19 protein-coding genes, 1 tRNA gene and 1 CRISPR repeat array are annotated in these 24,759 nt (G+C 48.4%); of the genes, 15 read left to right on the forward strand and 5 right to left on the reverse strand.

What is annotated here, in order from left to right:
• Positions 1-110: 110 nt before the first annotated feature.
• The 9 genes from BUB38_RS08385 to BUB38_RS08420 all read left to right on the forward strand — a co-directional run bounded on the left by BUB38_RS08385 (position 111) and on the right by BUB38_RS08420 (position 12,973).
• Complete coding sequence (locus tag BUB38_RS08385; RefSeq protein ID WP_083542042.1) at positions 111-2,372, forward strand: CRISPR-associated helicase/endonuclease Cas3; 2,262 nt, start codon at positions 111-113, stop codon at positions 2,370-2,372.
• A 14-nt stretch (positions 2,373-2,386) separates the two neighbouring features.
• Positions 2,387-3,106, forward strand: a complete 720-nt coding sequence (gene cas5c / locus BUB38_RS08390; RefSeq protein WP_073159668.1) for a type I-C CRISPR-associated protein Cas5c — start codon at positions 2,387-2,389, stop codon at positions 3,104-3,106.
• Complete coding sequence (cas8c, locus tag BUB38_RS08395; protein ID WP_073159507.1) at positions 3,103-4,929, forward strand: type I-C CRISPR-associated protein Cas8c/Csd1; 1,827 nt, start codon at positions 3,103-3,105, stop codon at positions 4,927-4,929. Before cas5c ends, cas8c begins: the two co-directional genes overlap by 4 nt.
• 1 nt (position 4,930) lies before the next feature.
• Positions 4,931-5,797 (forward strand): type I-C CRISPR-associated protein Cas7/Csd2, encoded by an 867-nt coding sequence (gene cas7c, locus BUB38_RS08400; RefSeq protein WP_073159509.1) that lies wholly within the window; start codon positions 4,931-4,933, stop codon positions 5,795-5,797.
• Between the two features lie 61 nt (positions 5,798-5,858).
• Positions 5,859-6,518, forward strand: a complete 660-nt coding sequence (cas4, locus tag BUB38_RS08405) for a CRISPR-associated protein Cas4 (protein WP_073159511.1) — start codon at positions 5,859-5,861, stop codon at positions 6,516-6,518.
• Positions 6,515-7,549 (forward strand): type I-C CRISPR-associated endonuclease Cas1c, encoded by a 1,035-nt coding sequence (gene cas1c, locus BUB38_RS08410; RefSeq protein WP_073159513.1) that lies wholly within the window; start codon positions 6,515-6,517, stop codon positions 7,547-7,549. The genes cas4 and cas1c overlap by 4 nt, the downstream gene beginning before the upstream one ends.
• 1 nt (position 7,550) lies before the next feature.
• Entirely contained in the window at positions 7,551-7,841 is a 291-nt protein-coding gene (cas2, locus tag BUB38_RS08415; protein ID WP_073159515.1) for a CRISPR-associated endonuclease Cas2, read from the forward strand.
• Between the two features lie 179 nt (positions 7,842-8,020).
• Positions 8,021-12,356: direct repeats of the CRISPR family, unit length 32 nt; unit sequence ATCGCACCCCGCGTGGGTGCGTGAATTGAAAC.
• Between the two features lie 75 nt (positions 12,357-12,431).
• A complete protein-coding gene (locus BUB38_RS16315) occupies positions 12,432-12,593 on the forward strand; it encodes a hypothetical protein (protein ID WP_158236689.1) in 162 nt (53 codons plus the stop codon).
• Positions 12,594-12,682: 89 nt separating this feature from the next.
• On the forward strand, positions 12,683-12,973 hold the full coding sequence (locus BUB38_RS08420) for a hypothetical protein (RefSeq protein WP_073159517.1): 291 nt from the start codon (positions 12,683-12,685) through the stop codon (positions 12,971-12,973).
• A gap of 306 nt (positions 12,974-13,279) precedes the next feature.
• Here the strand turns inward: BUB38_RS08420 and BUB38_RS08425 are convergent, their stop codons facing one another.
• Together BUB38_RS08425 and BUB38_RS08430 are read right to left on the reverse strand one after the other, a co-directional pair.
• Entirely contained in the window at positions 13,280-14,302 is a 1,023-nt protein-coding gene (locus BUB38_RS08425) for an XRE family transcriptional regulator (protein ID WP_073159519.1), read from the reverse strand.
• A gap of 8 nt (positions 14,303-14,310) precedes the next feature.
• On the reverse strand, positions 14,311-14,634 hold the full coding sequence (locus BUB38_RS08430) for a type II toxin-antitoxin system RelE/ParE family toxin (RefSeq protein ID WP_073159521.1): 324 nt from the start codon (positions 14,632-14,634) through the stop codon (positions 14,311-14,313).
• A gap of 204 nt (positions 14,635-14,838) precedes the next feature.
• Between BUB38_RS08430 and BUB38_RS08435 the strand changes: the two genes are divergently transcribed.
• Positions 14,839-14,912: transfer RNA gene (locus BUB38_RS08435), tRNA-Ile, on the forward strand.
• Between the two features lie 125 nt (positions 14,913-15,037).
• Here the strand turns inward: BUB38_RS08435 and BUB38_RS08440 are convergent.
• Complete coding sequence (locus tag BUB38_RS08440) at positions 15,038-16,483, reverse strand: glycogen synthase (RefSeq protein WP_073159523.1); 1,446 nt, start codon at positions 16,481-16,483, stop codon at positions 15,038-15,040.
• Between the two features lie 154 nt (positions 16,484-16,637).
• Here BUB38_RS08440 and BUB38_RS08445 point away from each other — a divergent pair, with 154 nt between their 5' ends.
• Complete coding sequence (locus BUB38_RS08445) at positions 16,638-17,699, forward strand: hypothetical protein (RefSeq protein ID WP_073159525.1); 1,062 nt, start codon at positions 16,638-16,640, stop codon at positions 17,697-17,699.
• A gap of 127 nt (positions 17,700-17,826) precedes the next feature.
• Here BUB38_RS08445 and opgC read toward each other — a convergent pair whose 3' ends face one another.
• Positions 17,827-18,861 carry an OpgC domain-containing protein gene (gene opgC / locus BUB38_RS08450; protein WP_073159527.1) on the reverse strand — a complete coding sequence of 345 codons (1,035 nt, stop codon included), beginning with the start codon at positions 18,859-18,861 and terminating at the stop codon, positions 17,827-17,829.
• A gap of 21 nt (positions 18,862-18,882) precedes the next feature.
• Positions 18,883-20,001 carry a hypothetical protein gene (locus tag BUB38_RS08455; protein ID WP_073159529.1) on the reverse strand — a complete coding sequence of 373 codons (1,119 nt, stop codon included), beginning with the start codon at positions 19,999-20,001 and terminating at the stop codon, positions 18,883-18,885.
• A 126-nt stretch (positions 20,002-20,127) separates the two neighbouring features.
• Between BUB38_RS08455 and BUB38_RS08460 the strand changes: the two genes are divergently transcribed.
• The 4 genes from BUB38_RS08460 (at position 20,128) to BUB38_RS08475 (ending at position 24,681) form a co-directional block, all read left to right on the forward strand.
• Positions 20,128-20,772 carry a LolA family protein gene (locus tag BUB38_RS08460; RefSeq protein ID WP_073159531.1) on the forward strand — a complete coding sequence of 215 codons (645 nt, stop codon included), beginning with the start codon at positions 20,128-20,130 and terminating at the stop codon, positions 20,770-20,772.
• Between the two features lie 20 nt (positions 20,773-20,792).
• Positions 20,793-22,415, forward strand: coding sequence for a hypothetical protein (locus BUB38_RS08465; RefSeq protein ID WP_073159533.1), 1,623 nt, complete (start codon positions 20,793-20,795; stop codon positions 22,413-22,415).
• 86 nt (positions 22,416-22,501) lie between these two features.
• Positions 22,502-23,488, forward strand: a complete 987-nt coding sequence (locus BUB38_RS08470; RefSeq protein ID WP_175547658.1) for a PorV/PorQ family protein — start codon at positions 22,502-22,504, stop codon at positions 23,486-23,488.
• Between the two features lie 23 nt (positions 23,489-23,511).
• Entirely contained in the window at positions 23,512-24,681 is a 1,170-nt protein-coding gene (locus BUB38_RS08475) for a DNA replication/repair protein RecF (RefSeq protein ID WP_088658932.1), read from the forward strand.
• Positions 24,682-24,759: the final 78 nt, after the last annotated feature.

Here is a 24,759-nt window from a genome sequence, read left to right on the forward strand (position 1 = left end):
TTGACGTTTAAAAAACAACATTTAAAATTTTTTTAGAAAAAATTTCTCATTGTCATCTTTTGACATTGGAGTGAAATTATATTGTTATCAGTCCTCTTGGAGATGCAATTATGACCCCGATAGCACATGTTCTTCCTTTAGAAAGCGGCTCTTTTACGGAACAGCCTTTATCTGGCCCGAATGGTCATTTAGAGGGTGTTGCTGAATTGGCGGAAAAGTTTGCATCTTCATTTAATGCCGGTGAATTTGCAAAATGTACGGCTCTTTTACACGATTTGGGCAAATTTAAAACTGATTTTCAGAATTATATTCGTTCTGAAACAGGTTATGAATGTGAAGAGTCGGATGATTTTGGCGTAGGAAAAGTCGATCATTCAGCTGCCGGTGCCATTTGGGCTAACAAGAATATTTCAGGCTTTGGCATATTGTTAGCCTATCTTATTGCGGGGCATCATACAGGTTTGCCTGATTATTCCAAAGATGGTGCTAAGGGAAGTGGCCTTGGAGAACGCCTTTCAAATATAAAGCATTTGGAGCAGTCTCTTGAAAATGGAGGTGCAGAGTACCTATCTTCAATTTGCATTCCTAAAATGCAAAATGCGCCTGTTAAAAATCCACAAAATTTACACTTGTGGGTTAGAATGCTTTTTTCTTGCCTTGTTGATGCTGATTTTCTGGATACAGAACGATTTATGAATCCTGAAAACAACGGAGAACGTTCTTTTGATCAGTCTTTAACTGAATTAAAGAAATCTTTTGATTCCTTCATGAGTCAAATGCAATCTAAATCGGCTGATTCTCCAATAAATAAAGTCAGAAAGCGTATTTTGCAAGATTGTATAAATAGCGCACAAAAGGAACCTGGCTTATTTTCGCTAACTGTACCTACTGGTGGTGGTAAAACCTTGGCTTCTATGGGTTTTGCTCTTGATCATGCTATAAAATGGAACAAGTCCAGAATTATAGTTGCCATTCCTTATACTAGTATCATTGAACAAACTGCCGATGTCTATAGAAAAGTTTTTGGCGATAACGCAGTCTTAGAACATCATTCGAATTTGGATCCTGATAAGGAAACTTTGAAGTCCAGATTAGCTTCTGAAAATTGGGATGCTCCAATTGTCGTCACAACCAATGTTCAATTGCTAGAATCACTATTTGCAGCAAGAACGAGTCAGTGTCGAAAATTGCATAATATTGCAAATTCTGTAATTATTCTTGACGAAGCGCAAATGCTTCCTCCAGAATACTTGAAACCGATTCTATTTACATTAGAATCTTTGACAACAGATTTTAATTGCTCTTTAGTTCTTTGTACTGCAACACAACCCGCTTTAGTCGGAAAAATAGGAACGGAACTAGCTGTATTTAATGGACTTCCCGAAAATTCTGTTCGAGAACTAATGTCAAATCCAGAAAATCTTTTTGAGGAAATGACCCGAACAAATGTTCAATATCTATCAGACAAAAAGATTTCGTGGGAAGACTTGGCAGAACAATTGAGCCAACAGGAGCAAGTTCTTTGCATCGTAAATACAAGAAAAGATTGCAAAACGCTATATGATTTAATGCCTGATGGAACAATCCATTTGTCAGCATCAATGTGCGGCCAACATAGGAGTAAAATCATATCGGAAATTAAGGAAAAACTCAAAAATGGGGATCCTATTAGGGTTATAAGTACTCAACTTGTAGAAGCTGGTGTTGATATTGACTTTCCTGTTGTCTATAGAGCGATGGCTGGCATGGATTCTATCGCGCAGGCTGCTGGACGTTGTAACAGAGAAGGCAAATTGACTCAGGGAATGGTTTATGTATTCAACCCTCCCAAAGAGGCTCCGGTCGGTTTACTTCGATATGGCGCGCAAGCATCGTCAAGTATGCTAAAAGGTGAAATTAGCAATAGCATAGTCTTGGATCCAAATCGATTCAAAACCTATTTTAGGCAATTCTACAATCAAGTCCATTCTTTCGACAAACCAGACATTATGCGAGATTTGGATTTGTATTCAAATGATTTGCATGCACAATTTAGAACTGCAGCAGACAAGTTTAAGCTGATTGATGACAAGGCTCAGAAATCGGTCGTAGTTTGGTATAGCGACGAAAAAGTTAATAGTCAGGAGCTTATTGAACAACTGAGAATTGTTGGGCCGAATCGCAGGATTATGCGAAAACTACAAAGATGCACAGTAAATATTCCAAAAAATTATTGGGATAAATTAAAGGAATTTGGATATATTACCGAAATAAAAGGGCCTGATGATAAAGGCTTGGATATGTGGCAACAAGCTACGTCTGCCTTATATTCTCAGGTATTTGGATTTTCATTAGATGGTCCTGAATTTCAGGGAACGGAATTTGTTTGCTAAAGGAGTTTGCTAAGGTGGAAATTACAAGAAAAACATTTTGTTTAGATGTGAAAGGCGATTTCGCTTGCTTTACACGTCCAGAAATGAAAGTGGAACGAGTAAGTTACGATGTGATAACTCCTTCTGCAGCTAGAGCTATTTTCTCGGCTATCTTTTGGAAGCCTGCAATCAAGTGGAATGTAAAAAAGATTGAGGTTTTAAAGCCTGTTAAGTGGATTTCTGTACGAAGGAATGAGGTTGGTGCTGTTGCAGGAAAAAATCCTATCATGATTGAAGACGCTAGGCAACAGCGAGCCGGTTTGTTCCTTCGAGACGTTCACTATCGCATTTATGCAGAAATGGAATTTATTCCGGTAAAGAATCGCGTAAAAACAACAAGAGAAACACCAGATGTTCTTGTTGAAAATGAAGAACGAGAGCTCATTCGAAAAGATGAAAATCCTGGAAAATACCACGCAATGTTTGATCGCCGTGCAAAGAAAGGTCAATGCTTCAATCAGCCCTATTTAGGCTGTCGCGAATTTAGCTGCAATTTCAAATTCATTGCCGAATCCGATTTGGAAAATGAAATTAAAGAAAATCCACCAGTTGAATGGACTTCAGATTTAGGTTTTATGCTTTATGACATGGATTTTTCAGACCCGAGTGATATAAAGCCAGCTTTCTTTAGAGCACAAATAAAAAATGGTGTTTTGGAAATTCCTGCATGGGAAAGCGAGGAGGTTCGTAAATGATTTTACAGGCTTTAAACGATTACTATGTAAGAAAGAGCGAAACTCAAGCTTCTTTAAGTATTCCAGAAGGGTTTGAAGAAAAAGAAATATCTTTTTTTGTCGTTATTGATAAAAATGGTGGCTTTGTTAAAATTCTAGATAATAGAGAACTCGATGGGAAAAAATTAAAGGGACGACTTTGTTTAGTTCCTTCGCTTCCCGTGGGGATTAAAAGGGTTGGAAAAAAGATTGTTCCAAATTTGCTTTGGGATTCATGCGACTACGCACTTGGCTTGTCTTTGTTAAACGAAAATGATCAAAATGGTTTGAATTCTAATCCAAATCAAGAAAAACTTGAGGGCTTTTGGAACGAAATTGAAAAATTCAATGAAAAACAACATGATTGCCGATTGACTACTTTAGTAAAGTTCTTGAAGTCTAATCCATTAGATGCAATTAAGCAGAAATATTTTGATTCAGATTTATGGAATGCGTTGAAAAGTTCTGAAAAGAATGTAATCGGTTTTTCCTTTTCGGATGATGAATTTACTCCTTTAACAAAACTGTTGGAAAAGGAAATTTCTGATTATAGAAAAAATAAAGATTGCGACCAAACAAATAGTTCTGTTTGTTTAGTTACGGGAGAAAAAGGTGAAGTTGCTCGACTTCACGGGTCCATCCCCAAATGGGGAGGAGGAATGGCTTCGCTGGTATCATTTCAAAAAAAATCTGGTTACGATTCTTATGGTAAAGAACAAGCGAAAAATGCTCCTGTGTCAACAACTGTTACTACACAATATATCAAAGCTCTTGATTTGCTTATAAATAAACAGGAGTTTAGCAATTGTAGAATCGGAAAAACAACAATTTGTTTTTGGTCAAAGAAAGAGGATCCTAATCTCGAAGAAAATTTTGGCTTATTGTTTTGGGGGACAAAAGATAATCCCGATAAAAATATTTTGGAATTGAAACAGATGTTGCAATCTGTAAAGACAGGGATTTCTTTCGCTGAAATAGACAATAAATTTTTTGTATTGGGGTTGGAGCCGTTAAGCAAAGGAAGAGCTGCTGTTCGAATTTGGAGTGAAAATTCCTATGCCGAAATTCAAAAGAAAATAAAGTCTTATTTTGAAGATATTGCAATAGATTCAGAAGATAATATTTTCCCATTGAATATGTATTTAAGAACCTTGGTTCTAGAATCTGGTACGCCACCTAAAAGATCTACTGAAGATCTCCCTCCTAATTTAGCGGCAGATTTGATGCGAGCAATTCTTAATGGTTCAGCATTTCCTCAAAGGATACTCAATTCAGCAATTATTCGAATAAGGGCAGAGTGTTCTAGAAATAAAGATGAAACGCGACGAGATAATCTTAACAATATTGATTGCTGTAGAACGGCTCTACTTAAAGCGTATTTAAACAGAAAAAAGGAAAAAACAGAGAAGGAGATAACAATGTCTTTAGACTCTACTAACACGAATCAGGCATATCGTCTTGGAAGGCTTTTTGCCGCATTTGAAATGCTACAAAGAAAAGCGATAGGCAAGGATATAAATGCTACTATTAAAGATCGTTATTATGGGGCAGCCTCATCTACCCCTTGTACGGTATTTCCGCAATTGTTCAAATTACACTTGCATCATCTTGAAAAAGTAGATCAACCAATAAAAAACATCTATGACAATTTGATTCAAGATATAATGTCTGAAATTTCACCAGACGGACTTCCTGCGAATTTAAGTCTTGAAGATCAGGCAAGATTTGCAATTGGATATTATCATCAAAAACTTGCGATTGCAGAAGACATTAAAAAAAGAGTAGAAAACAAAACAGGAGCATAGTATGACTCAAGAAAATTTGATTACTAAACGTTACGATTTCGTCCTTCTCTTTGATGTCAAGGATGGCAACCCCAATGGCGATCCTGATGCCGGCAACTTACCGCGTCTTGATGCAGAAACAGGTCATGGTCTTGTAACTGATGTTTGCTTGAAACGCAAAGTCCGTAATTTCGTTCAGCTTTCTAAGCAGCAGGAACCGGGTTTCGATATTTTTGTTAAGGAAAAGGCAATCCTTAACAACGCCATTGATGAAGCTCACGAAAGTGATTCCGTCAAGGAAAAGACGAAGGATGCTGACAAAACCGAAGCAGCCCGTAGGTTTATGTGTGAAAAATATTTTGACATTCGCACTTTTGGCGCTGTTATGAGTACCGGGAAAAATGCAGGCCAGGTACGTGGTCCTGTGCAAATGACTTTTGCACGCTCCATTGATCCTGTCATTTCTTCTGAACATAGCATTACTCGAATGGCTGTTGCAACTGAAGAAGAAGCCAAGAAGCAAAAGGGCGACAATCGAACTATGGGTCGCAAATTTACTGTCCCTTACGGTCTGTATCGCGCACATGGATTCATTTCCGCTCATCTTGCTGCACAAACAGGTTTTTCCACAGACGATTTGAATGTTCTTTGGGAGGCTCTTGAAAAGATGTTCTGGGAAGATCATTCTGCAGCTCGTGGCGAAATGAATGTCCGTGGTTTGTATGTCTTTGAACATTCTACTGCATTAGGCAATGCTCCGGCTCATGAGTTGTTCGAAAAAATCAAGGTGTCCAAGAAGAATGCTCCGGCACGTTCTTTCGACGACTATACTGTTGAAATCGATGAATCCATGCCAAATGGTGTTGCTTTGATTCGCAAAGTCGGCTAATAACATTCAAAAATTAACGGAGAAGGAGTATTTCCTTCTCCGTTTTGTATCTAGAGGTAAAATGCCATATTCAGACGAAGATTGCATAGCCATTTCAGGGTTGCAACATCTTGCTTTTTGTAAACGGCAATGGGGAATAATTCACCTGGAACAAGAATGGGCTGAAAATTTCCTGACTGCAGAAGGTCGAATTATGCACGAACGTGTAGATTCTGGTTACCAGGAATTTCGAAAGGGCGTTCGTCAGTATTCAGGTCTGCATATTCGCAGTCAAGAATTAGGACTTTACGGAAGGATGGATGTTCTTGAAGTCGAAAAGACGGAAGGTCCTTTTGTTGACATTCCCTGGATTGGGCTTTCTGGAAATTGGCAGTTAAGACCTGTGGAATTTAAGCATGGCAAACCGAAAAATAACGATGTTGATTTAGTTCAACTTTGTGCACAGGCGTTATGTCTTGAAGAAATGACCGGTTTGAAAGTTAAAGAAGGATCTATTTATTATTGCGAAATTCGTCGAAGAAATGAATTTGAATTTACGGACGACATTCGGGAAAGAACAATTGAGTTGGCTAAAGAAGGGCATCAACTAATTGAAAGCGGGATTTTGCCCTATGCAGAAAAAGGCATCAACTGCAAAGCATGTTCGCTTCTTGAATTTTGTCAACCCAGAGTAAAACAAAGTGAAAAATTGAAGAATTATTATCGGGAGTTGTTTGGATGAAAATGGTAAAAAACACTTTGTATGTTACCTTGGAGGGCGCGTGGGTTCATAAAGATGGAGAAGCAATAACTATCCACAAAGACCACGAGAAAAAAGCGCAATTCCCTATACATCAAATCGGAGAAATTGTCTGCTTTGGATATGGAATAGGTGTTTCTCCAAATTTGACAGAATATTGCGCGGGAAAGGGCGTTACTATCACTTATGTTGATGGTCGAGGAAAGTTTCTTGCACGAATGCAAGGCCCGGTTCATGGAAATGTATTGTTAAGACGAACTCAATACCGTATAGCTGATAATCCTGAGCAATCGCTTGCAATTGCCAAATGTTGCGTAGCTGCCAAAATACAAAACCAGCGAAATGTTCTTTTAAGACATTTACGAAATCACTCCGGCTGTGAGGGCGAGAAGGAAATAAAGGCTGCGATTGCGTCTATGGAAGGTTCTGTTTCCATGTTGAAAAGCGTGGAAAATGCGGCGACAATGCGTGGTGTAGAAGGTGATGCTGCTGAAAGCTACTTCAGCGTATTCAACTACTTGATTCTGAATAAAGATCCCGATTTTGAATTCAAGTCAAGAAATCGAAGACCTCCAATGGACAGAATTAATGCAATGTTGTCTTATGCCTATTCGATACTTGCGCTAGATGTTCGTTCAGCGTTGGAATGTGTGGGGCTAGATCCATACGTTGGCTTTTTACATACAGATCGTCCTGGTCGTGCAAGCTTGGCTTTGGATATGATGGAAGAATTTAGAGCTCCTATTGCAGATAGATTGGTTTTGAGTTTGGTTAATTTGAAACAAGTAAATTCCAAGGGCTTTAAAGTACAACCAAATGGCGAAGTAGAAATGAGCGACGACACAAGACGTACTTTGTTATCGGCGTGGCAAAAAAGAAAACAAGAAGAAATTTTTCACCCGCTATTGGAAGAATCCATGCAAACAGGAATGCTGTATATAGAACAGGCTCGTTTACTGGCAAAATGCATCCGTGGTGATGTTGAATATTATCCGGCATATTTATGGAGGTAGAATGCTTGTGTTGGTAACATATGATGTTTCTACAGAAACTGCAGTTGGACGCAGACGATTGAATCAGGTTGCTAAAGCTTGTAAAGATTATGGCCACCGTGCTCAAAAATCAGTTTTTGAATGTGAAGTTGATCCTGCACAATGGTGCGTTTTAAAGGCAAGGCTTTTGAGCATCATAAACCAGGAAGAGGACAGTTTAAGATTTTACTATCTTGGGTCTAACTGGGAGCGAAAAATTGAACACATTGGTGCAAATGCACCCCCTGATATGCACGATTTATTGGTCATTTGACCCCTTCGCTAACCACAAGTTCCACTAAAAAGCCTAGGATATTAGCGATTTTGAAAACCCCGATTTTCAAAAGTTTTTTGACATTTTGTAATATTGATGTGCTGATAAACCGAAAAAACCGGAATGTTAGCGAAAATCGTTCTGGAAGCCTTTATTTCAAGGGCTTTCTAGGATGGTCTATCGCACCCCGCGTGGGTGCGTGAATTGAAACACCGAGTACAAGGAGGTCAAGCTGCGCGAGGAATCGCACCCCGCGTGGGTGCGTGAATTGAAACCCGAGGTGGCACTGCTACAGCTCCGCCTCCTGATCGCACCCCGCGTGGGTGCGTGAATTGAAACTATAACAAGGTTGCTTGTTATGTCCCCCTCCTATCGCACCCCGCGTGGGTGCGTGAATTGAAACCTGCACCAGGTAAACACAGCGGCGGGATGCAAATCGCACCCCGCGTGGGTGCGTGAATTGAAACTTGTAGGCCAGCAGCTCGGCCAGGTCAATGTAATCGCACCCCGCGTGGGTGCGTGAATTGAAACCTGGATGCTGTAGCCGTAGCTGGATCCCAGGGATCGCACCCCGCGTGGGTGCGTGAATTGAAACCTACAAGTCCTACGACGCTGTGGGCATGGCCAATCGCACCCCGCGTGGGTGCGTGAATTGAAACACCACCTGCTCCATGGTCTTGCCCTGGGCGGTCATCGCACCCCGCGTGGGTGCGTGAATTGAAACAAGGTCATGACGGGCTCCGCCGAGGGCGCGAAATCGCACCCCGCGTGGGTGCGTGAATTGAAACTGTGGACGTTCCCAAGGCTGATACTCTTTCCCCATCGCACCCCGCGTGGGTGCGTGAATTGAAACAAAAGAACAACAACTACGCAGGCCACTCCCAGATCGCACCCCGCGTGGGTGCGTGAATTGAAACCTGGAGAGCGAGGGCATGCTGGACCAGTGCCGCATCGCACCCCGCGTGGGTGCGTGAATTGAAACAAGGAGGACGACATGGCGGCGCTGGCGGAGTAATCGCACCCCGCGTGGGTGCGTGAATTGAAACCGCGCCGACGGCTGGGTCTCCCTCCTCTCCGGATCGCACCCCGCGTGGGTGCGTGAATTGAAACCTCACCGCATCCGGCACCAACGTCTACGTGGCATCGCACCCCGCGTGGGTGCGTGAATTGAAACCAAGCGAGAGGGCGACCTCTCCATCTCCTACTCATCGCACCCCGCGTGGGTGCGTGAATTGAAACATTGAAGTCCCGGGGGATGGGTGTGGCTACCAATCGCACCCCGCGTGGGTGCGTGAATTGAAACAAGGCTTTTGTTCTCCTGCCGGAGGTCGTGGAAATCGCACCCCGCGTGGGTGCGTGAATTGAAACAGGTCGGCAGAATCCTGGCCGAGGATGTAAGCATCGCACCCCGCGTGGGTGCGTGAATTGAAACTCAACCTACTGGCACAGGTTCCAAAGGGCGGCACATCGCACCCCGCGTGGGTGCGTGAATTGAAACCGTGATGGCGTCGCGAATATATTTCGGTACGAATCGCACCCCGCGTGGGTGCGTGAATTGAAACAATGTAGCGGACCTGACCCGCCGTTCCTTTGAATCGCACCCCGCGTGGGTGCGTGAATTGAAACCTGGACAACCTGGAAAAGGCTGCGGCCCAGGAATCGCACCCCGCGTGGGTGCGTGAATTGAAACAGCGAACGGGACCAGGACCTTCTTTCCCTGGAATCGCACCCCGCGTGGGTGCGTGAATTGAAACCAAACTGGTCGAACGCTTCGACGCGGACCATGATCGCACCCCGCGTGGGTGCGTGAATTGAAACCGCCAGCTTGGTGGCGAAAAACTTGTGACTCAATCGCACCCCGCGTGGGTGCGTGAATTGAAACCCCCAGGCCGCAGCCTTTGACCTGCACTTCCCATCGCACCCCGCGTGGGTGCGTGAATTGAAACGCCCAGCGCACAGGCCAACGTCGCATCGCTCACATCGCACCCCGCGTGGGTGCGTGAATTGAAACCTGGACGCAAACGGCGACGAGCAGCTCATCCAATCGCACCCCGCGTGGGTGCGTGAATTGAAACCCGGAACCCACACTTTATGAACTTGCAACTGACATCGCACCCCGCGTGGGTGCGTGAATTGAAACATGCAGCCGGCGGGCCCGCGCGGATCCTGGACATCGCACCCCGCGTGGGTGCGTGAATTGAAACCGGTGACCACTTGGCCCTGCACCGCCTGGCCTATCGCACCCCGCGTGGGTGCGTGAATTGAAACACGTCCAGGAAGCCCCCCAGCCTCCCATCATAATCGCACCCCGCGTGGGTGCGTGAATTGAAACCTGGACAACCTGGAAAAGGCTGCGGCCCAGGAATCGCACCCCGCGTGGGTGCGTGAATTGAAACATACAACTTAACGAAAGAGGAAAAACATGGCCATCGCACCCCGCGTGGGTGCGTGAATTGAAACATAATTAGGGTTCCTTAAATGCAGCTACAATCATCGCACCCCGCGTGGGTGCGTGAATTGAAACCACCTTGCGGCCCAGGGCTGCCAGGTCGCGGGCATCGCACCCCGCGTGGGTGCGTGAATTGAAACCTGGAGGACAAGGGCGTGCCCGCCGCATACTTATCGCACCCCGCGTGGGTGCGTGAATTGAAACATATACCCCACATATACAAAAAGGCCGGGTGTATCGCACCCCGCGTGGGTGCGTGAATTGAAACAATCGCACGCGGAACTCCTTGTCCGGGACTATCATCGCACCCCGCGTGGGTGCGTGAATTGAAACCCAGTCAGTGGCCATAGTACTCCCCGCCCTGTAATCGCACCCCGCGTGGGTGCGTGAATTGAAACGCTAACTGACCTAGACCGGGACAAACCGAGAGATCGCACCCCGCGTGGGTGCGTGAATTGAAACGTTTAGCGGGCGTGTCCTTGTGGGCCTTGATCATCGCACCCCGCGTGGGTGCGTGAATTGAAACAGTAGGTCGTCGGCCTTTTCCTCAACCTTGTGATCGCACCCCGCGTGGGTGCGTGAATTGAAACACATCAATTGATAATTATCTATCCACTACAAGATCGCACCCCGCGTGGGTGCGTGAATTGAAACAGAATCAAAGAAAGTAAATTTTGTTTTACAAAATCGCACCCCGCGTGGGTGCGTGAATTGAAACCTCTCAGTTTTTACCAAGGTTTAATAAATGTCATCGCACCCCGCGTGGGTGCGTGAATTGAAACGCATGATGATGGGCTCAATGCCGAGGGCCTTGATCGCACCCCGCGTGGGTGCGTGAATTGAAACTCGTAGCTGTGGTGCGGGAGGTCATGGTTGCCGATCGCACCCCGCGTGGGTGCGTGAATTGAAACCTCTCCACCCTGGAGGACGGCGAGGACCCGAAATCGCACCCCGCGTGGGTGCGTGAATTGAAACAGCGACGTCCAGTTTTACGACCGGCATGCTGCGATCGCACCCCGCGTGGGTGCGTGAATTGAAACAAGTGGGAAAGCGACGATACCGAGAGCGGCGAATCGCACCCCGCGTGGGTGCGTGAATTGAAACCTGGTATTCCCTCTCCCGTGCCGCCTGGGTGAATCGCACCCCGCGTGGGTGCGTGAATTGAAACCTTGCTTGCCTTGCTCCCTTAACAGCCCTGCGGATCGCACCCCGCGTGGGTGCGTGAATTGAAACACCGGCTGCGCTCATGGCCAGCAGTTGTCGCGATCGCACCCCGCGTGGGTGCGTGAATTGAAACCTGGACAGCATGGAGCAGGGACAGTTCGGCGTATCGCACCCCGCGTGGGTGCGTGAATTGAAACTTACAACCAGGGTTATGTAACCAATGGTTTTAATCGCACCCCGCGTGGGTGCGTGAATTGAAACCATCTCCAGGGCCAACACCGCGGACGTCAAGTATCGCACCCCGCGTGGGTGCGTGAATTGAAACACGAAGTACACAATGTCTGCCAAGTACGACGTATCGCACCCCGCGTGGGTGCGTGAATTGAAACCCCCGAATGGATTATTGTAAAGTAAACAAATTATCGCACCCCGCGTGGGTGCGTGAATTGAAACTGCTACAAATGCAAGGACCGTAGGTATTACTAATCGCACCCCGCGTGGGTGCGTGAATTGAAACCGCTACCGAGAACGTAGGGGTCTGTATAGTACATCGCACCCCTCGCGGGTGCGTGAATTGAAACTTATGTTGGTATGTGCAATGCTAAGCATTATCATCGCACCCCTCGCGGGTGCGTGAATTGAAACTTGACCTGTTCCTTAGAAAGAGTAGTATCAGCAATCGCACCCCTCGCGGGTGCGTGAATTGAAACGCACTCCTTGCCTGCCAGCGTTGCGGAGTTATATCGCACCCCTCGCGGGTGCGTGAATTGAAACATTTTTGATTAGGCCTCCTTTATTGGTGGTAAATCGCACCCCGCGTGGGTGCGTGAATTGAAACCACGTAAGCCGCCACACCTTCGCAACCATCTGATCGCACCCCTCGCGGGTGCGTGAATCGTAATAATGTGATTTCCCTGCGGAAGTTTTTTGGGCAAGCCGTTGGCGGGATTAAAGAGCCCTTATTACAAGGAGGTTCTATGCTTGAAGAAAACTTGTTGGAAAATGCTGTTCGTTCTCAATGTAGGTCAGTTTGGGCTCCTGGCGTACTTGATAAAATTGCCAAATGCCGGAATCTAATCAAACGATTAGGCGAATGTAGAGACATCAATCTCATGGCTGCGGCAAGTGTCATGTTCTAAGAATATACTATGGTTTATTTGCCGAAGCTTTGGTTTGTCAATCTACCCTTGACACTACCGGCAAAAGAAGTTTCATATGGCGGGAAGGTATGGATAAAAACTTCTCAAGATTGCTGCTTATTGAATCGCTGTTGCTTTGCCTTCTGCTTTCCGCTTTTCACTTGACTGGCGGTTTAGTGGCTGCATGTTTTGAGTGGCTAGATGTTCTTTATTCAGGTCCGTTGGAGAGCTCTGGAGGTGATGACGACTTCTTTATTGTGGTGATGGTTGCGTTGAGGCTTGTATTCACTGCGATTGCATTCTCCGTAAAGAGAAGCGGCATCCTTTTTGCTGATGATTGCTTCTGTAATAGATGTCCTTTGTCTCGTGTTGGTTGCTGAAACCTCTGACTTGACAATGACTGCAAGAGATAATATGTTCTTTGCGATTTGGGGCATCGGGTTTGTCGTGTCGATAGTAACCTCACTAGTATCATTAGCAAGAAAGTTCCAATAAATAGTTCATCGTTTTTAATGTATTAAGTCATAGAGGCTACTTTGCCTCTACGGCTTTCTATGCGTTTATTTCTGGTTTTTTAATGAACTTGTGGTACGTCGCAAAGCGGCGAAGACAAATGCAGCTCAAAGCAGCCAACCATAAAATCGTTACTTATTCAAGATAATTGAACGCAATCCTCCCCGTCAATCCTAACCGTCAACAAATCCAGCTTCCGCCATGCATTTTTGTGCGAAGCAATTGGCTTCTTCTTCCTTTTCGGGGTGATGGTGGGTAATTTCGACATTTTGCAGACAGATTCCTTTTTTGCCGTGGTATAGAACGTGGGCGAGTTCGTGGAAGAATGTGTGCCACATGGCATCGCGGCTCTTGAAGCGGTCGTGTAGCTGAATTGTGGGGACGTCCTTGTACCAGCGGTACATTCCATGGACGGGTGCTGTCTTGAAGTTCTGTACAAAAAGAATGCGAATTCCGATTTTGCGGCAAAGCTCTGCAAGCCCGGTCATGCAATCGTCAACTACGTCGGCTTCGGGAGTATTATAGGTAATGTCCTTTGCGCTTTCGGGAAGGGTTTTGTTTGCCGCTGCAAAATCAATAATTTCGGATAGGTGCTGCTTTAGTTTCTTGCGAACAGCCTTGTGGTCTTGCGGTTCCATGGGGGCTTCGTCAGAAAGGATTTCTCCCCGGCGAATCCACATGGACATGGCGTAAGGGTCTTTCATCTCTGCCAGGGAGATCCTGAAGGCGACTTTTAGACGTGCGTCCTTGTAATAGCGGTCCCAGGCCTGCGGGGTTCCCACTGCAAAAAACTTTAGTAGTGTGTGGACCTCGTTGGCGGTGGTTTCGGTTTTGGACTTGCCCTCGGGAGCTTTTTCGATCCAGTTTCTCGCGCATGCTTCTGCCGGGAAGGATTTTTTCCAAAGGGGCTGGTTTCTGAGGCTTGCCTTGATTTTTTCGCGAATGAGGTATTCGTCGTAACTGACTTGTCGACGAAGCCAATAGCTGGAGGGAATGTTGGTCACCATTTCCAAGAGAAATGCGACTTCGGAGACGATGCGGACGTTCCCTTGTAGAATGTCGTTCACCGCCTTGGGCGTGTAGCCCATGCGAGCGGCCAGGTCGTTTGCATCCATTCCCATTTCTTGAATTTTTTCTGCGAGATCGCGTCCTGGCGGGAAAATTACGGCAAGTTCGCCACAATGATATACGTTCATATAAAATCCTACTTATGGTAATCAACAATTTCCATGATTGAGACCGTTTGCTCTACAATTAAACCGACGATATTTCCTTCGTTGTTGATTAATGGTTTGAAAATAAGCCTATAAGGGTGGTCCAAATCGCAAGCCCATTGCCCTGCGCGATTTCCTGTCAGTTCGTGAAAACGGCCGGGCATATTCTTTAATTCTCCCAAATCGCAAGCTTGTTTAAGAGTTTCAAGTCTAGCCCAGTAAACGTTCGCTCGACGCTGGCCTAGTTTTTTTACCGCGAATGATTTGTCGCCGGCGCATGTTGCCAACTCTTTAGTGGCGTAGACGATTTGCATTTCATATCCTCATGTTCTCCTTTTTTTTTGATTAACCTAAAATATAAATTAAAATTCTAGTTTAAGTGTTTGGTTTATTAAAAATTCTTTAATTGGGTGTGCTGTCCGCAATTTTCGTCTGCAAAAGAAGAACTTATTTACGTCACGGTTTCTTCTAGAACCATTTTTTTTACTATATTACACCCCAACGTCGCAAGGCGTACCGGAGCTTTAGCTCAGTTGGTTAGAGCAGCGGACTCATAACCCGCCGGTCCTCGGTTCAAGCCCGAGAGGCTCCACTAAAAAAGACAGGTCGTATGGCCTGTCTTTTTTTTATGTAAAGGGAGGGGCTTTCCCTCCCTCTAGACTCCTTTCCCTTTTGCTCGGGAAACAAACTTCTGCTTTACGTTTAAGAATTTGTTCTTTATGCCTTGGGCTGCAGTCCAAGTTCGCCAAGGATCAGCAGATACTTGGAGATGGTTCTGCACCATTCGTAGTGGAATCCGCTGTAGGCGTTCACGACGCACTTGTCCCAGTCGGCGGTCTCGGTCTTGTAGACGTTCTCGGCGTCCTTGACGCAGCGCAGCATCTGGTGGGGTGCGTTGGCGTCGTCAACCAGGAAGGCGTTGGCTTCGCCTGCAGTCTCGAGGCTGTAGGTGGTCAGCATGGTAGAAACGCCTACGGTGCGTCCGGTCAGGGGGAGTGTTCCTGCGGCCATGGCTTTCAAGATGATCGAAGAAGAGGGTTCTCTCAGGTTGGCGGCGAACAGGACGTCGGAACCGGCCAGTGTGTCGCGGAGCCTTGTGGCGTCACCCATGAATTTATCCAAGTCCAGCAGGTACATGACGTCGGGGTACTGCGTGGCGAATTCCTTGTAGTAGTTCCAGTCGGCGTTGTTCCTGGACGAAGTTCCGACGATAAGGAATACGTCGAGGTGTGCCACGTCCGAAAGGATGGTGGCCAAGGTCTCGGAAGTGTTGCCCGCTTCGGAATCCAGGTGGACGTAGATAACCATCTTGTCTTTAAAGACGATGCCCAACTGCTGCTGCAGGTTGGCCCTGGCTCTGCGCTTTGCTTCCTTGATGGGGAGGCAGTCCTGGTCGTTGAAATCCCATACCTGGTAGCTTACACCGAACTGCACGCCAATCAGCTTGTCGGCGTTGCGGTTCAGGAATCCGCTAAGACCGCCGGGCAGGTTTGTGTTCAGCATGGCGTCGCGGTAACCCGGCGAGGGGAACAATACCTTGGTGGCATACAGGATGCCGGCCTTCAACAGGCTCACCTTGCCCCAGAACTCGTAGCCGTCCATGTTGTAGTCTTCGCGGGGGAGGCCGATCTTCTCGATTTCGCTGGAGGGTACGTGGAAGTCGTAGGTGATGTTATGGATGTTGAAGAAGAAGGGGATGTCGGCGGCGTAGCTGGTGTACAGAGTCCTTGCCAGGGTGCCGGCAAGGGCGCCGCCCCATTCGTGACCCATGATGGCCTGGCAGGCGAAGTTGGAGGCTTCGGCGTAGGCTAGCGCTGCGGAGGCCAAAAAGGCGAAACGCAGGTGGTTGTCGGTGTAGGGGCGCTCGTCGGGAGGGCCGTACACGTGGGGTCTGTCAAAAAATTCCTGGTTGTATATGTAGGTGTGGAGGGGGTCCTTTTCGGATACCCAGATCTCGTAGGGCTTGTTCTGAAGTTTTTCGGTTCCTGTAAAGATGCACTTGTAGGAATCTACATCGACCATCAGCTCCTTGTAGAACGGGGAGCAGGTCAAAACCTTGGCACCGGCACATGCGAATGCGTCTGTCATGCGGTTGACTGCGGTTGCCAGGGGGCTCGTGCGCCTCCAATTGCCTGCTTCCGGGCTTACGACAAGAATGTTCATGCCTAAGAGATTACTCCTAATAAAATTTTACTTATACCCAAAGGTTGGTATAAATTTATTTAATTATTTTTAAGAAGTATACGCCCAAATTCAAATTTTTGGTGCAAAAGCTTATAAAACACTTACAAAGCCCTATTGGCTGAAGGAAAACAAAATGAAGAAGATCTTTCTTGCCTCTCTGGCTGCTGCCGTCGCCTTTACGATGGTCGGTTGCAAGGGAACCAACGAAAAGCGTGGTGACGAACACCTTAAGGAAGGCCGTTATCGTAACGCCATCAACTCCTACCTGGAAGCAAAGAAGAAGGGTAGCGTGTCTGACGAATTCTACGATAACTTCACTCTCGCTCTGGTCCGTGCTGCAGAAATCGAAGCCAAGAAGGATCTTAACAGCGATTTGATCAGCGGCTACTTTGACAAGGCTGGCGTCAACATGCCCGAAGTCAAGAACGCCGAAGTTGTTGAAGAATACGTCACCAAGATGGCTACTGTCGGTAAGCAGCAGGCTACTCAGGACGGTGTGGACTTCAACACCATCATCAACGCTTTTGCACGTATCGATACCGCCCTGGTCTATGCAAAGTCCAAGGGTGTCGGCGAAGGTTCTGTAAAGACCCTCCGTAACGAAGCAGAAAACGCCGTCGTTGCCAAGGCTCTCCCCGAAATCAAGGATGAATCTGATCCGGTGGTTTCTGAATTCGGCCTGCTCCGCCTCGAATACGTCGCACCCGAAAATGCAGAGGTCAAGGCAGCTCTTAACAAGAACCGCAAGACCACTCGAGGCTACTTCCTGATCTTCGGTGAAAACATCGCCGACGCTGCTGGCAAGCGCTTTGTTGACAAGTGGGGCTACGTCATGGCTCTGCCCACCATCAAGATGGCTCCGGGCTCTCTCAACGGCGAACTCCAGTTCTGGGCCTCTACCGGTAACAACACCGAACTGGATCCCGAAAAGATCAAGGTCGTTTCTACCGACGGTAAGGAAGCAATTGCTAAGGTCAGCGGTGGCTGGTGCGAAGCTGAAGTCCTCGTTGGCAAGAAGGGCGACGAAAAGATCGAAAAGAAGAAGCAGCCCATCAAGAAGGGCACTAAGGGTAAGTTGATGAACGAATTCCTGTGCTCCGTGAACGTCTCCTTCACCTATGCTAAGGACTTCGTTCCTGACTACGTCGAATACAAGGACGAATTCGGTATCGGCCGCAAGTACCTCGGTCAGTAATAGTCCAAGACTGATTTAGTCTGAAGCAGATTTAAAATCAACAGGAGCCTCGGTGAAAACCGGGGCTCCTTGCTTTTGTGGCGGGCATTTGCGTTCGCCTTGTTTGCGGGGCGCTTGATGGTTCGCCTTATTTCTGGCGGGGTTCTCGGATCTTTGCCAGGAGCCACAGCAGTAGGCATGCGGCAATGGGGGCGGCTATGTTCCATGGTTCGTGGTAACGGATGCTGCCGGGGGTGGCAAGCCAGATGTAGACCAGGACGATGTGTGCCGTAAAGACGTCTAGACTGTGGCGCCCGATGACGTTGGTAACCTTGAAGTCCAGTGCGCTGGGGAAGCGGCGGACAATCCAGCTGACCAGGGCGACGAACACCATGAAGTTGACGAATCGTAACGGCCCGATTGCGGCCTTGCTTATCCAGAACTTGGAGGGCTGCTGCAGGGGGATGTATTCGTGCCTCCAGAGGAACAGGAAGACAAGGATAATGAATAATAGCGGGATAAGGCGGTCAAATTTTTTGAAGAATGTAGGGGTAAAGACCTGGGAACGTTTCCAGCAGGCGGCAATGGCCGCCCCCGTCACATAAAGGAACTGCCAGCAAAGCGGGTCGAAAAAGCCGTGGTTTATCCATCTGGGGAACAGGCTGTTGAGGGTGTCCCGCAGGCCGTACTGCCCCGCAATCCAGAGGGCGACGCTTGCGCACCAGATGGCGAGAATGTTCCCTCGGATCATCTGGGGGAACAGCGCAGAACCGATTAGCAGAAAGACCACATAAAGGGGCAGGACGTCAAGGTAATCCGGCGTGTTCACCATGGGTATGGACCACAGGCTAACTAGCACCGGGTGTTCCGGGAAGTTGCTGAAGTATTCGCGGATCGGGGTCAGGATGGTGCAGGCGGCAATGGCGACCGCTACCAGCGTAATGCTGTGGTACTTCCAGATCTTGAATGCGCGGGAGCGCATCCAGGTTTGCTTTGGATCCTTGGCAGACTTGCTGAAGGCTGCCAAGGCGCCCACAAAACCCGATAAGAAAAAAAAGCCTTCGGCTGCACTGAAGAAGCCGAAGCACTGATATAGGTAATGGGAAATGGGCTTTCCGAAGTGATCCAGGGTCATCTGCAGCAGCAGGATGCCACGGATTGAATCCAGAGCCTTGATTCGCATAGGGAGCGAAGCTAGCTGAACTTAGAAGTTTGCCTTGCCGCTGAAGCCCAGGGAGAACTTGGAATCTCCGAAGGGACCGCTCTTGGTGCCAAAGTTGTAGCCGTACCAGAATACCAGTTCGGTCTTCATGGTGGGATACAGGTAATGGTTCATGCCCAGGAAGTGGAAGCTGTCGCCGCTGGTTTCGGTGTCAGGGTCATGGAGTTCGTAGCTGAAGCCCATGGTGTACTTCTTGTGGAGGTTAAAGCTGGGTTCGATTGCGAAGAGCTTCTGGTCGTCGGTGGACAGCTGGGGAGCAGTTTCGTATTCGCTATTGGTAATGGCGTAGAAGTAGGTCATGGCCAGGTTGAATACGCCGTAGTTCATGCTGGGTTCCAGCAAGAAGGAGTGTACGCCCTTGCCCTTGTACGGGTGGAGACCCCAGACGGCGTAGATGCCGTAGTTGAACTTGTCGTAGCTCTTGGAGTAGTCCACTTCGGTGCCCAGGGAGTAGGTGTTGGGGCGGCCGATGTTTTCGCCGAATACCCAGTCAAGGCTGGGGGTAAGGATCAAGTGTTCGTCGGGGTGGTTCAGCATGGGGAATGCATAGGTGACGAACAAGTCCATGGTATGGTCGGTGTTGTCGGAGGCGCCGAAGTAGAATGCGCCGTGGCCGTACTTGTCGTTGCCGAATTCAGCACCGAAACCGCGGAGACTTTCTTCGCGGATGATTACGGCGTAGCGGGAGGCATCGCGCCAGAAGTAGTAGTTGAATGCACCTGCGCTGTAGGTCATGTCGCCAAAGACCAGGCTTACGTCGTGGCTAACGTCCCAGCGGAGCTGTACGCCGTCGAATTCGAAGGAATTGTGGCGGCCTTCTTCGCCCATGGCGGTTGCGCGGGCCTTGCCGTGGCGGACTTCAGAGTCTTCTTCGGTGGCGCCGAGGGTGCTGTGGGTGGTTCCGCTAACGACGACAGACACGTTTTCATCGAGATTTGCCTTTACGGAAAGGTCAATATCCTGGTTGCCGGCGTTGACCGGGTCAAAATCCTCGTCAAAATAGCTGGCGTAGTCAAAATTCACGTCGCCGTGGACTTCGATGTCGGCGGCAGTTGCAAATGCGGCGGTCATTGCGACCATGGGCAAAATCATTTTGCGCATACAGTGATTCCAATACTGGGTGTTAAATTTTCACGCCTAAAGATAGCAATATCCAATGTCGTAGACCAACATAAAAACAATTTGAAATACAAATTATGGGGGGTATTTTTGTAAATTTTGATAACTATGATAAGAAAATGTTCCTTTAGACCCCAATTCCTGGTGGCTATTCTTTTGGTGTTGGCCCAGGTGACTTTTGCCCTGACTGCAAGTCAGGCCATGGAAAAATCCAAGGCCTGGTTCAAGTCCGGTAAGGCCTGGAGCCTGGATTTTAAACTGCAGGTGTTTTATGCGGATTCGCCGGATATCGCATCGCAGATGGGTAGCCTCAAGGTGGCCGAAGGCGATAAGTTTGTTCTTGATATCGCCGGCATCAAGTTCTATAGCGACGGTGTCGACATGTGGCAATACAATGTGGAGCAGAAGCAGGTCCTGATCAAGGCCGTGGAGGATCTTTCCAGTCAGCTGCACCCTTCCGAGCTTCTATTTAAATACCTGAACTGCAACGCCAAGGAAATGACCGAAGGCAATTTCGGTGGCCAGAAGTTGTGGGTACTGAAACTGGACCCTTCGAAGTATGCGGGGCAATTCACCCAGATGGAAGTGTGGCTGTCTCAAAAGGATTTTTCTCCGGTGCGCCTGTTTACCATGGACCCTTCTGGAAACGGTTCCTGGTATAACATCGTTAACCTGAAGGTCATGAAGAAAGTTTCCGACAGCGATTTTAGATACAAGGCCATTCCCGGTGTCGATGAAATCGATATGAGATAGCAGAAAAGGGACGTTATATTATGAAATGGACTGAAGGTATTTTAAGGTTAAAAGGCTTGGTGGCTGCAGGCCTGGTGCTTGCCGGTTCCGCCCTGGCCGCCGAAACTCTTTTCAGTAACTACACGCTGAATGTCAACGCTTCGGCCGAAACGGGTAAGCTGTGGGTGTTTTCCCGTGGCGATATTTATAGCGGTGTTACCCTTCTGACTTTGAATGTGGCTGGCGACGGAACGGTTCGCCTGGCTGAATCTTCTCAGGGGCAGATGGATGATTCCCTGACCGCAGTCCACGACAGCATTTTCTGGGACGATATGGCTGAACGTCGTCGCACCCCTTCTATTCTTGCTGGTAAGTTGGGCTATGTCCTCCCGATGGTGGGAATGAATGACGATGAATCCTACCTGCAGCCCAGGGGATTCTTCTCGGTTCGCGGTGTAGATGAAATTTACGGGACGCCCCTTGCGGTTCCCGAAAAGTTAGAGGATACCGATTCCTCGGCCATGTCTTATGCCTCCAGCGGATTTGCCTACGATTCTTCTGCCAAGGCGATGTGGATTGCCCGCGGTTCCGCCGGCCTCGCCCTTTACGATGTTTCTGGAAACAGCGCGAAGAAGAGTTTTTATGCCTTGAATCTCGAAACGAAAACTCTTGATTCTGCCAAGTCCAGCTATTCCTTTAACAGCAAGAAGAACCCCGACATTTTTGCGGTGGCTCTGCACCCCGAAACAGGTGACCTGTGGATGGCTACTTCCAAGGGGCTGTGGAAACGTTCTTCTGACGGATCTGTGAAGAAGGCCTCTTCTGCCCTGGATTCTTCCCGCGTGACGGGTGTCTGGATTGGCGGGGATCCTCTGCAGATTATCGCAGAAACTTCTTACAGAAAGAGCGGCTCCATTAAGGGTGGGCTGTGGCGCCTGAAAAAGGATGCCAAGGATTTTGCTAAGGTGGCCTTCTTGGATACGGCAGGAAAGACCGTAAAGAAGGATGTGTATGATGAAGGCGATTATACCGTAAGCGGGATCGCATTCCTTGGAAAGACTGCTTTTATCGCTGTGGGTGCCTCTGCGACTTCTGTGAGCGGCTACTTCAAGCTGGATTCTGCTGGTGTCCGCGCCTGGGAACAGGATGATGACGGCAGGAACACCTGGCTTTACGGCTATGGAACCGGAGCCACGGACCGCGACGCCATTATCACTTCTATTTGTGCATTCCCCCTGACAAAGAACAGCACGGGCCTGGCTCTGGCCACCTACGGAAACGGCGTTTCTGTTTCGGCTGATTCCGGCAAGACCTGGAACACCATCTTGAATCGTGCCAAGCTGGGCGACAACCTGGGTTCTGTCCGCATGGTGCCCTCGGTGATTACCGCTGGCGATCAGGCCCTGGTGTCTTACAAGGTTAGCCAGGATTCCAAGATTACCATTGACGTGTTCAGCTACGACATGCGCAAGGTTCGCACTATCGTAAAGGATGCCCCCCGCAATGCCGACAATTCCCGCAGCACCAACCCCAAGGTGGATTTCTGGGATGGTTACGACAAGGCTGGGCGCCCCTGCACCATGGGTGTCTACTATGTACGCGTAAAGGACAACCACGATAATGTGGGCTGGGGCAAGGTCATGACTTTGGGAGGGCGCAAGTAATGAGAAGAGAAAACGCTTCGCTGCAGACGAGAGATGAAAGAATGCACTCTTGGTTGCTGGTCCTCTTGTTGTGTGTCTTTTGCGCAATGCCTGCTTTTGCGGGCAAGAAGGCTACACTTGGAAGTTTTGACGGTTTTGTAGAACGTATGGGTGCCGGTACCCGCGAACTGGGCCGTGGTAATACAGGTTCTGCCGATACGGCTTCTATGCCTGCGGCTTACTGGAATCCGGCCATCCTGGGTTTCCGTGAGAATTTCAATTACAACTTGAATGCCGAAAAGCGCGACCTGGATCGTGCCGGTGGTTCTCTGGGCCTCGAAACGAAAATCGGTAAGCGTATGGGTGTGGGTTTTGCCATGCTTTATCGCGGTGACCTGAACTTCGACGTGATTAACGAAGATGATGAAACCGTTGGAACCGCTTCGCCCTATTTTACCATGATGTACTTGGGTCTTGCCTACCGTGCCACCCGCCGAGATGCCTTCGGTCTTTCTCTTTCCATGAGCTATGACAACATGGGAATTTCTGAATATTTCGAAGGCGTTGAACTGGTGGATGATTACCGCAGCCCCATGACCTTGAACTTGAGCTGGTTGCGTCAGTGGAATGAGAAGTGGTCGACTTCCGTAGTGATCCGCAACCTGAGCTTTAGCGAAAATCTTTCTGCCAAGTGGTCCAAGAACACCAGCACCGATAACTCTGTGGCCAGTTCCGATGGCGTTCGCCCCAAGGTGCTGCAGATTGGTGTGGGGTACCGTTCCCACATCATGGGCAAGCCGGTGTATGCCTGGATGGAAGCCATTGACTATCAGGTGGCGGATACCTTGCTGGCTTTTGACCCGGATCTTCATGTGTGGACTGGCCGCGTGGGCTTTGAATGCGAAATCATTCCCGATGGTACTTTGCGCCTGGGTATGGATGACCTGGACTGGACTGTTGGCGCGGGCTACAAGTTCCGCATCCGCATTGGCAAGAAGAAGTACCTCTTCGACGTGAACTACGCCTTGATCTATGAATCCGAGGCGGACCTCTGGACTCCTCTTAGCTTTGGCCTGAGGGGCTTCATTCCGTGATTGATTTTGTATCCGTTAACTGTATGCGGAGCTTGTCCGGGTTCGAGCAGAAGCTTGGATCCGGCATTACTGTCGTTTACGGACCTAACGGATGCGGCAAGACTACGATCCTCGAGGCGATCCACCTGCTGGCCCAAGGATTCTCCTTTAGGGCGAAGGACCTGAAGGAAGCGATTTCCTGGAAGTGCGACGAAATGATCCTGCGGGGGCATTTTGAAGATAATGGCATGGAAAGGAATCGGGGAATCCGCGTGCATAGGCGGGGTGCCGAAGTCCGTGAAAATGGCGAAAGCCTGAAATCCGCTGCGGCACTTTTTGGAAGTTGCCCGGCGGTGATTATGCAGCCTTCCGACATTGAACTTTTGCGCGGGGCGCCTGATGTGCGTCGCCATTGGCTCGATGAAATTCTGTGCTACCGGTCGGCGGCCAATGGGGCGGTGCTTCGCCGCTACAAGCGTGTCCTGCAACAGCGCAACCAGTGGCTTAAACAGTATAAGAAGGCCGCTCAGGACCGAAGGAATGGATTGTCTGCTGCGGAAGTGGTGGGCGGCGAGGATCTGTTCAAAATTCTGACGGAGCAACTTATAGATTTGGGGGCAAAACTCTGGTCGGCTCGTCTAACCTTGACCGAAGAAATGTCTCCGATTATTACGGGCTATTACCGCAAGCTTTCGGGTGGCGTCGACGAAATTACCTGCGCCTACAAGAGTTCCATTCTCAAGGAATTGGATGCATTGGATGGTGCCGAGTTTTTGGACGGCGAAGAACTTGATGAAGTATCTCCTGCGGAACCGCAAGACGAAATAGTGTCCGAGGAATCCTTGCGGGAGGCTTTTGCCCGCAAGCTGGCAGGCCTTGAATATGTCGAGAAACTGCAGGGGATGACTATGGCCGGCCCTCATCGCGATGACCTGGCGGTTTGCATTGGCGGTTACGAAATGCGTTCTGTAGGAAGTCAGGGGCAGTGCCGTTCTGCGGCTCTTGCCATGCGGTTCGCCGCTGTGGATGTGGCTTCCCGCTATCTGAGCAAGCCCATACTTTTGCTGGACGATATCTTTGCGGAACTGGACGTAAATCGTCGAAACGCCGTGGCGGACTTGATCCGCGAAAAGGAATGCCAGGTGGTGATCGCCACTCCGCAAAAAGAAGACTTGCCTTTTACGGCTGATGCGGAAGTCCAACTGAGTTTATAGCGGAACTTCCTATAACGAAAAAAGACTGTGGTTTGAACCACAGTCTTTTTCATAGTTAGCGCTTGTGAATCGCGGACC

This window comes from Fibrobacter sp. UWH5 (assembly GCF_900142505.1).
Classification (GTDB): domain Bacteria; phylum Fibrobacterota; class Fibrobacteria; order Fibrobacterales; family Fibrobacteraceae; genus Fibrobacter.

Coding starts and splice junctions, on each gene's coding strand:
- BUB38_RS08385 (WP_083542042.1), top strand. CDS start 111: ATGACCCCGATAGCACATGTTCTTCCTTTAGAAAGCGGCTCTTTTACG.
- cas8c (WP_073159507.1), top strand. CDS start 3,103: ATGATTTTACAGGCTTTAAACGATTACTATGTAAGAAAGAGCGAAACT.
- cas7c (WP_073159509.1), top strand. CDS start 4,931: ATGACTCAAGAAAATTTGATTACTAAACGTTACGATTTCGTCCTTCTC.
- cas4 (WP_073159511.1), top strand. CDS start 5,859: ATGCCATATTCAGACGAAGATTGCATAGCCATTTCAGGGTTGCAACAT.
- cas1c (WP_073159513.1), top strand. CDS start 6,515: ATGAAAATGGTAAAAAACACTTTGTATGTTACCTTGGAGGGCGCGTGG.
- cas2 (WP_073159515.1), top strand. CDS start 7,551: ATGCTTGTGTTGGTAACATATGATGTTTCTACAGAAACTGCAGTTGGA.
- BUB38_RS16315 (WP_158236689.1), top strand. CDS start 12,432: ATGCTTGAAGAAAACTTGTTGGAAAATGCTGTTCGTTCTCAATGTAGG.
- BUB38_RS08420 (WP_073159517.1), top strand. CDS start 12,683: ATGGATAAAAACTTCTCAAGATTGCTGCTTATTGAATCGCTGTTGCTT.
- BUB38_RS08425 (WP_073159519.1), bottom strand. CDS start 14,302: ATGAACGTATATCATTGTGGCGAACTTGCCGTAATTTTCCCGCCAGGA.
- BUB38_RS08430 (WP_073159521.1), bottom strand. CDS start 14,634: ATGCAAATCGTCTACGCCACTAAAGAGTTGGCAACATGCGCCGGCGAC.
- BUB38_RS08440 (WP_073159523.1), bottom strand. CDS start 16,483: ATGAACATTCTTGTCGTAAGCCCGGAAGCAGGCAATTGGAGGCGCACG.
- BUB38_RS08445 (WP_073159525.1), top strand. CDS start 16,638: ATGAAGAAGATCTTTCTTGCCTCTCTGGCTGCTGCCGTCGCCTTTACG.
- opgC (WP_073159527.1), bottom strand. CDS start 18,861: ATGCGAATCAAGGCTCTGGATTCAATCCGTGGCATCCTGCTGCTGCAG.
- BUB38_RS08455 (WP_073159529.1), bottom strand. CDS start 20,001: ATGCGCAAAATGATTTTGCCCATGGTCGCAATGACCGCCGCATTTGCA.
- BUB38_RS08460 (WP_073159531.1), top strand. CDS start 20,128: ATGATAAGAAAATGTTCCTTTAGACCCCAATTCCTGGTGGCTATTCTT.
- BUB38_RS08465 (WP_073159533.1), top strand. CDS start 20,793: ATGAAATGGACTGAAGGTATTTTAAGGTTAAAAGGCTTGGTGGCTGCA.
- BUB38_RS08470 (WP_175547658.1), top strand. CDS start 22,502: ATGCCTGCTTTTGCGGGCAAGAAGGCTACACTTGGAAGTTTTGACGGT.
- BUB38_RS08475 (WP_088658932.1), top strand. CDS start 23,512: ATGCGGAGCTTGTCCGGGTTCGAGCAGAAGCTTGGATCCGGCATTACT.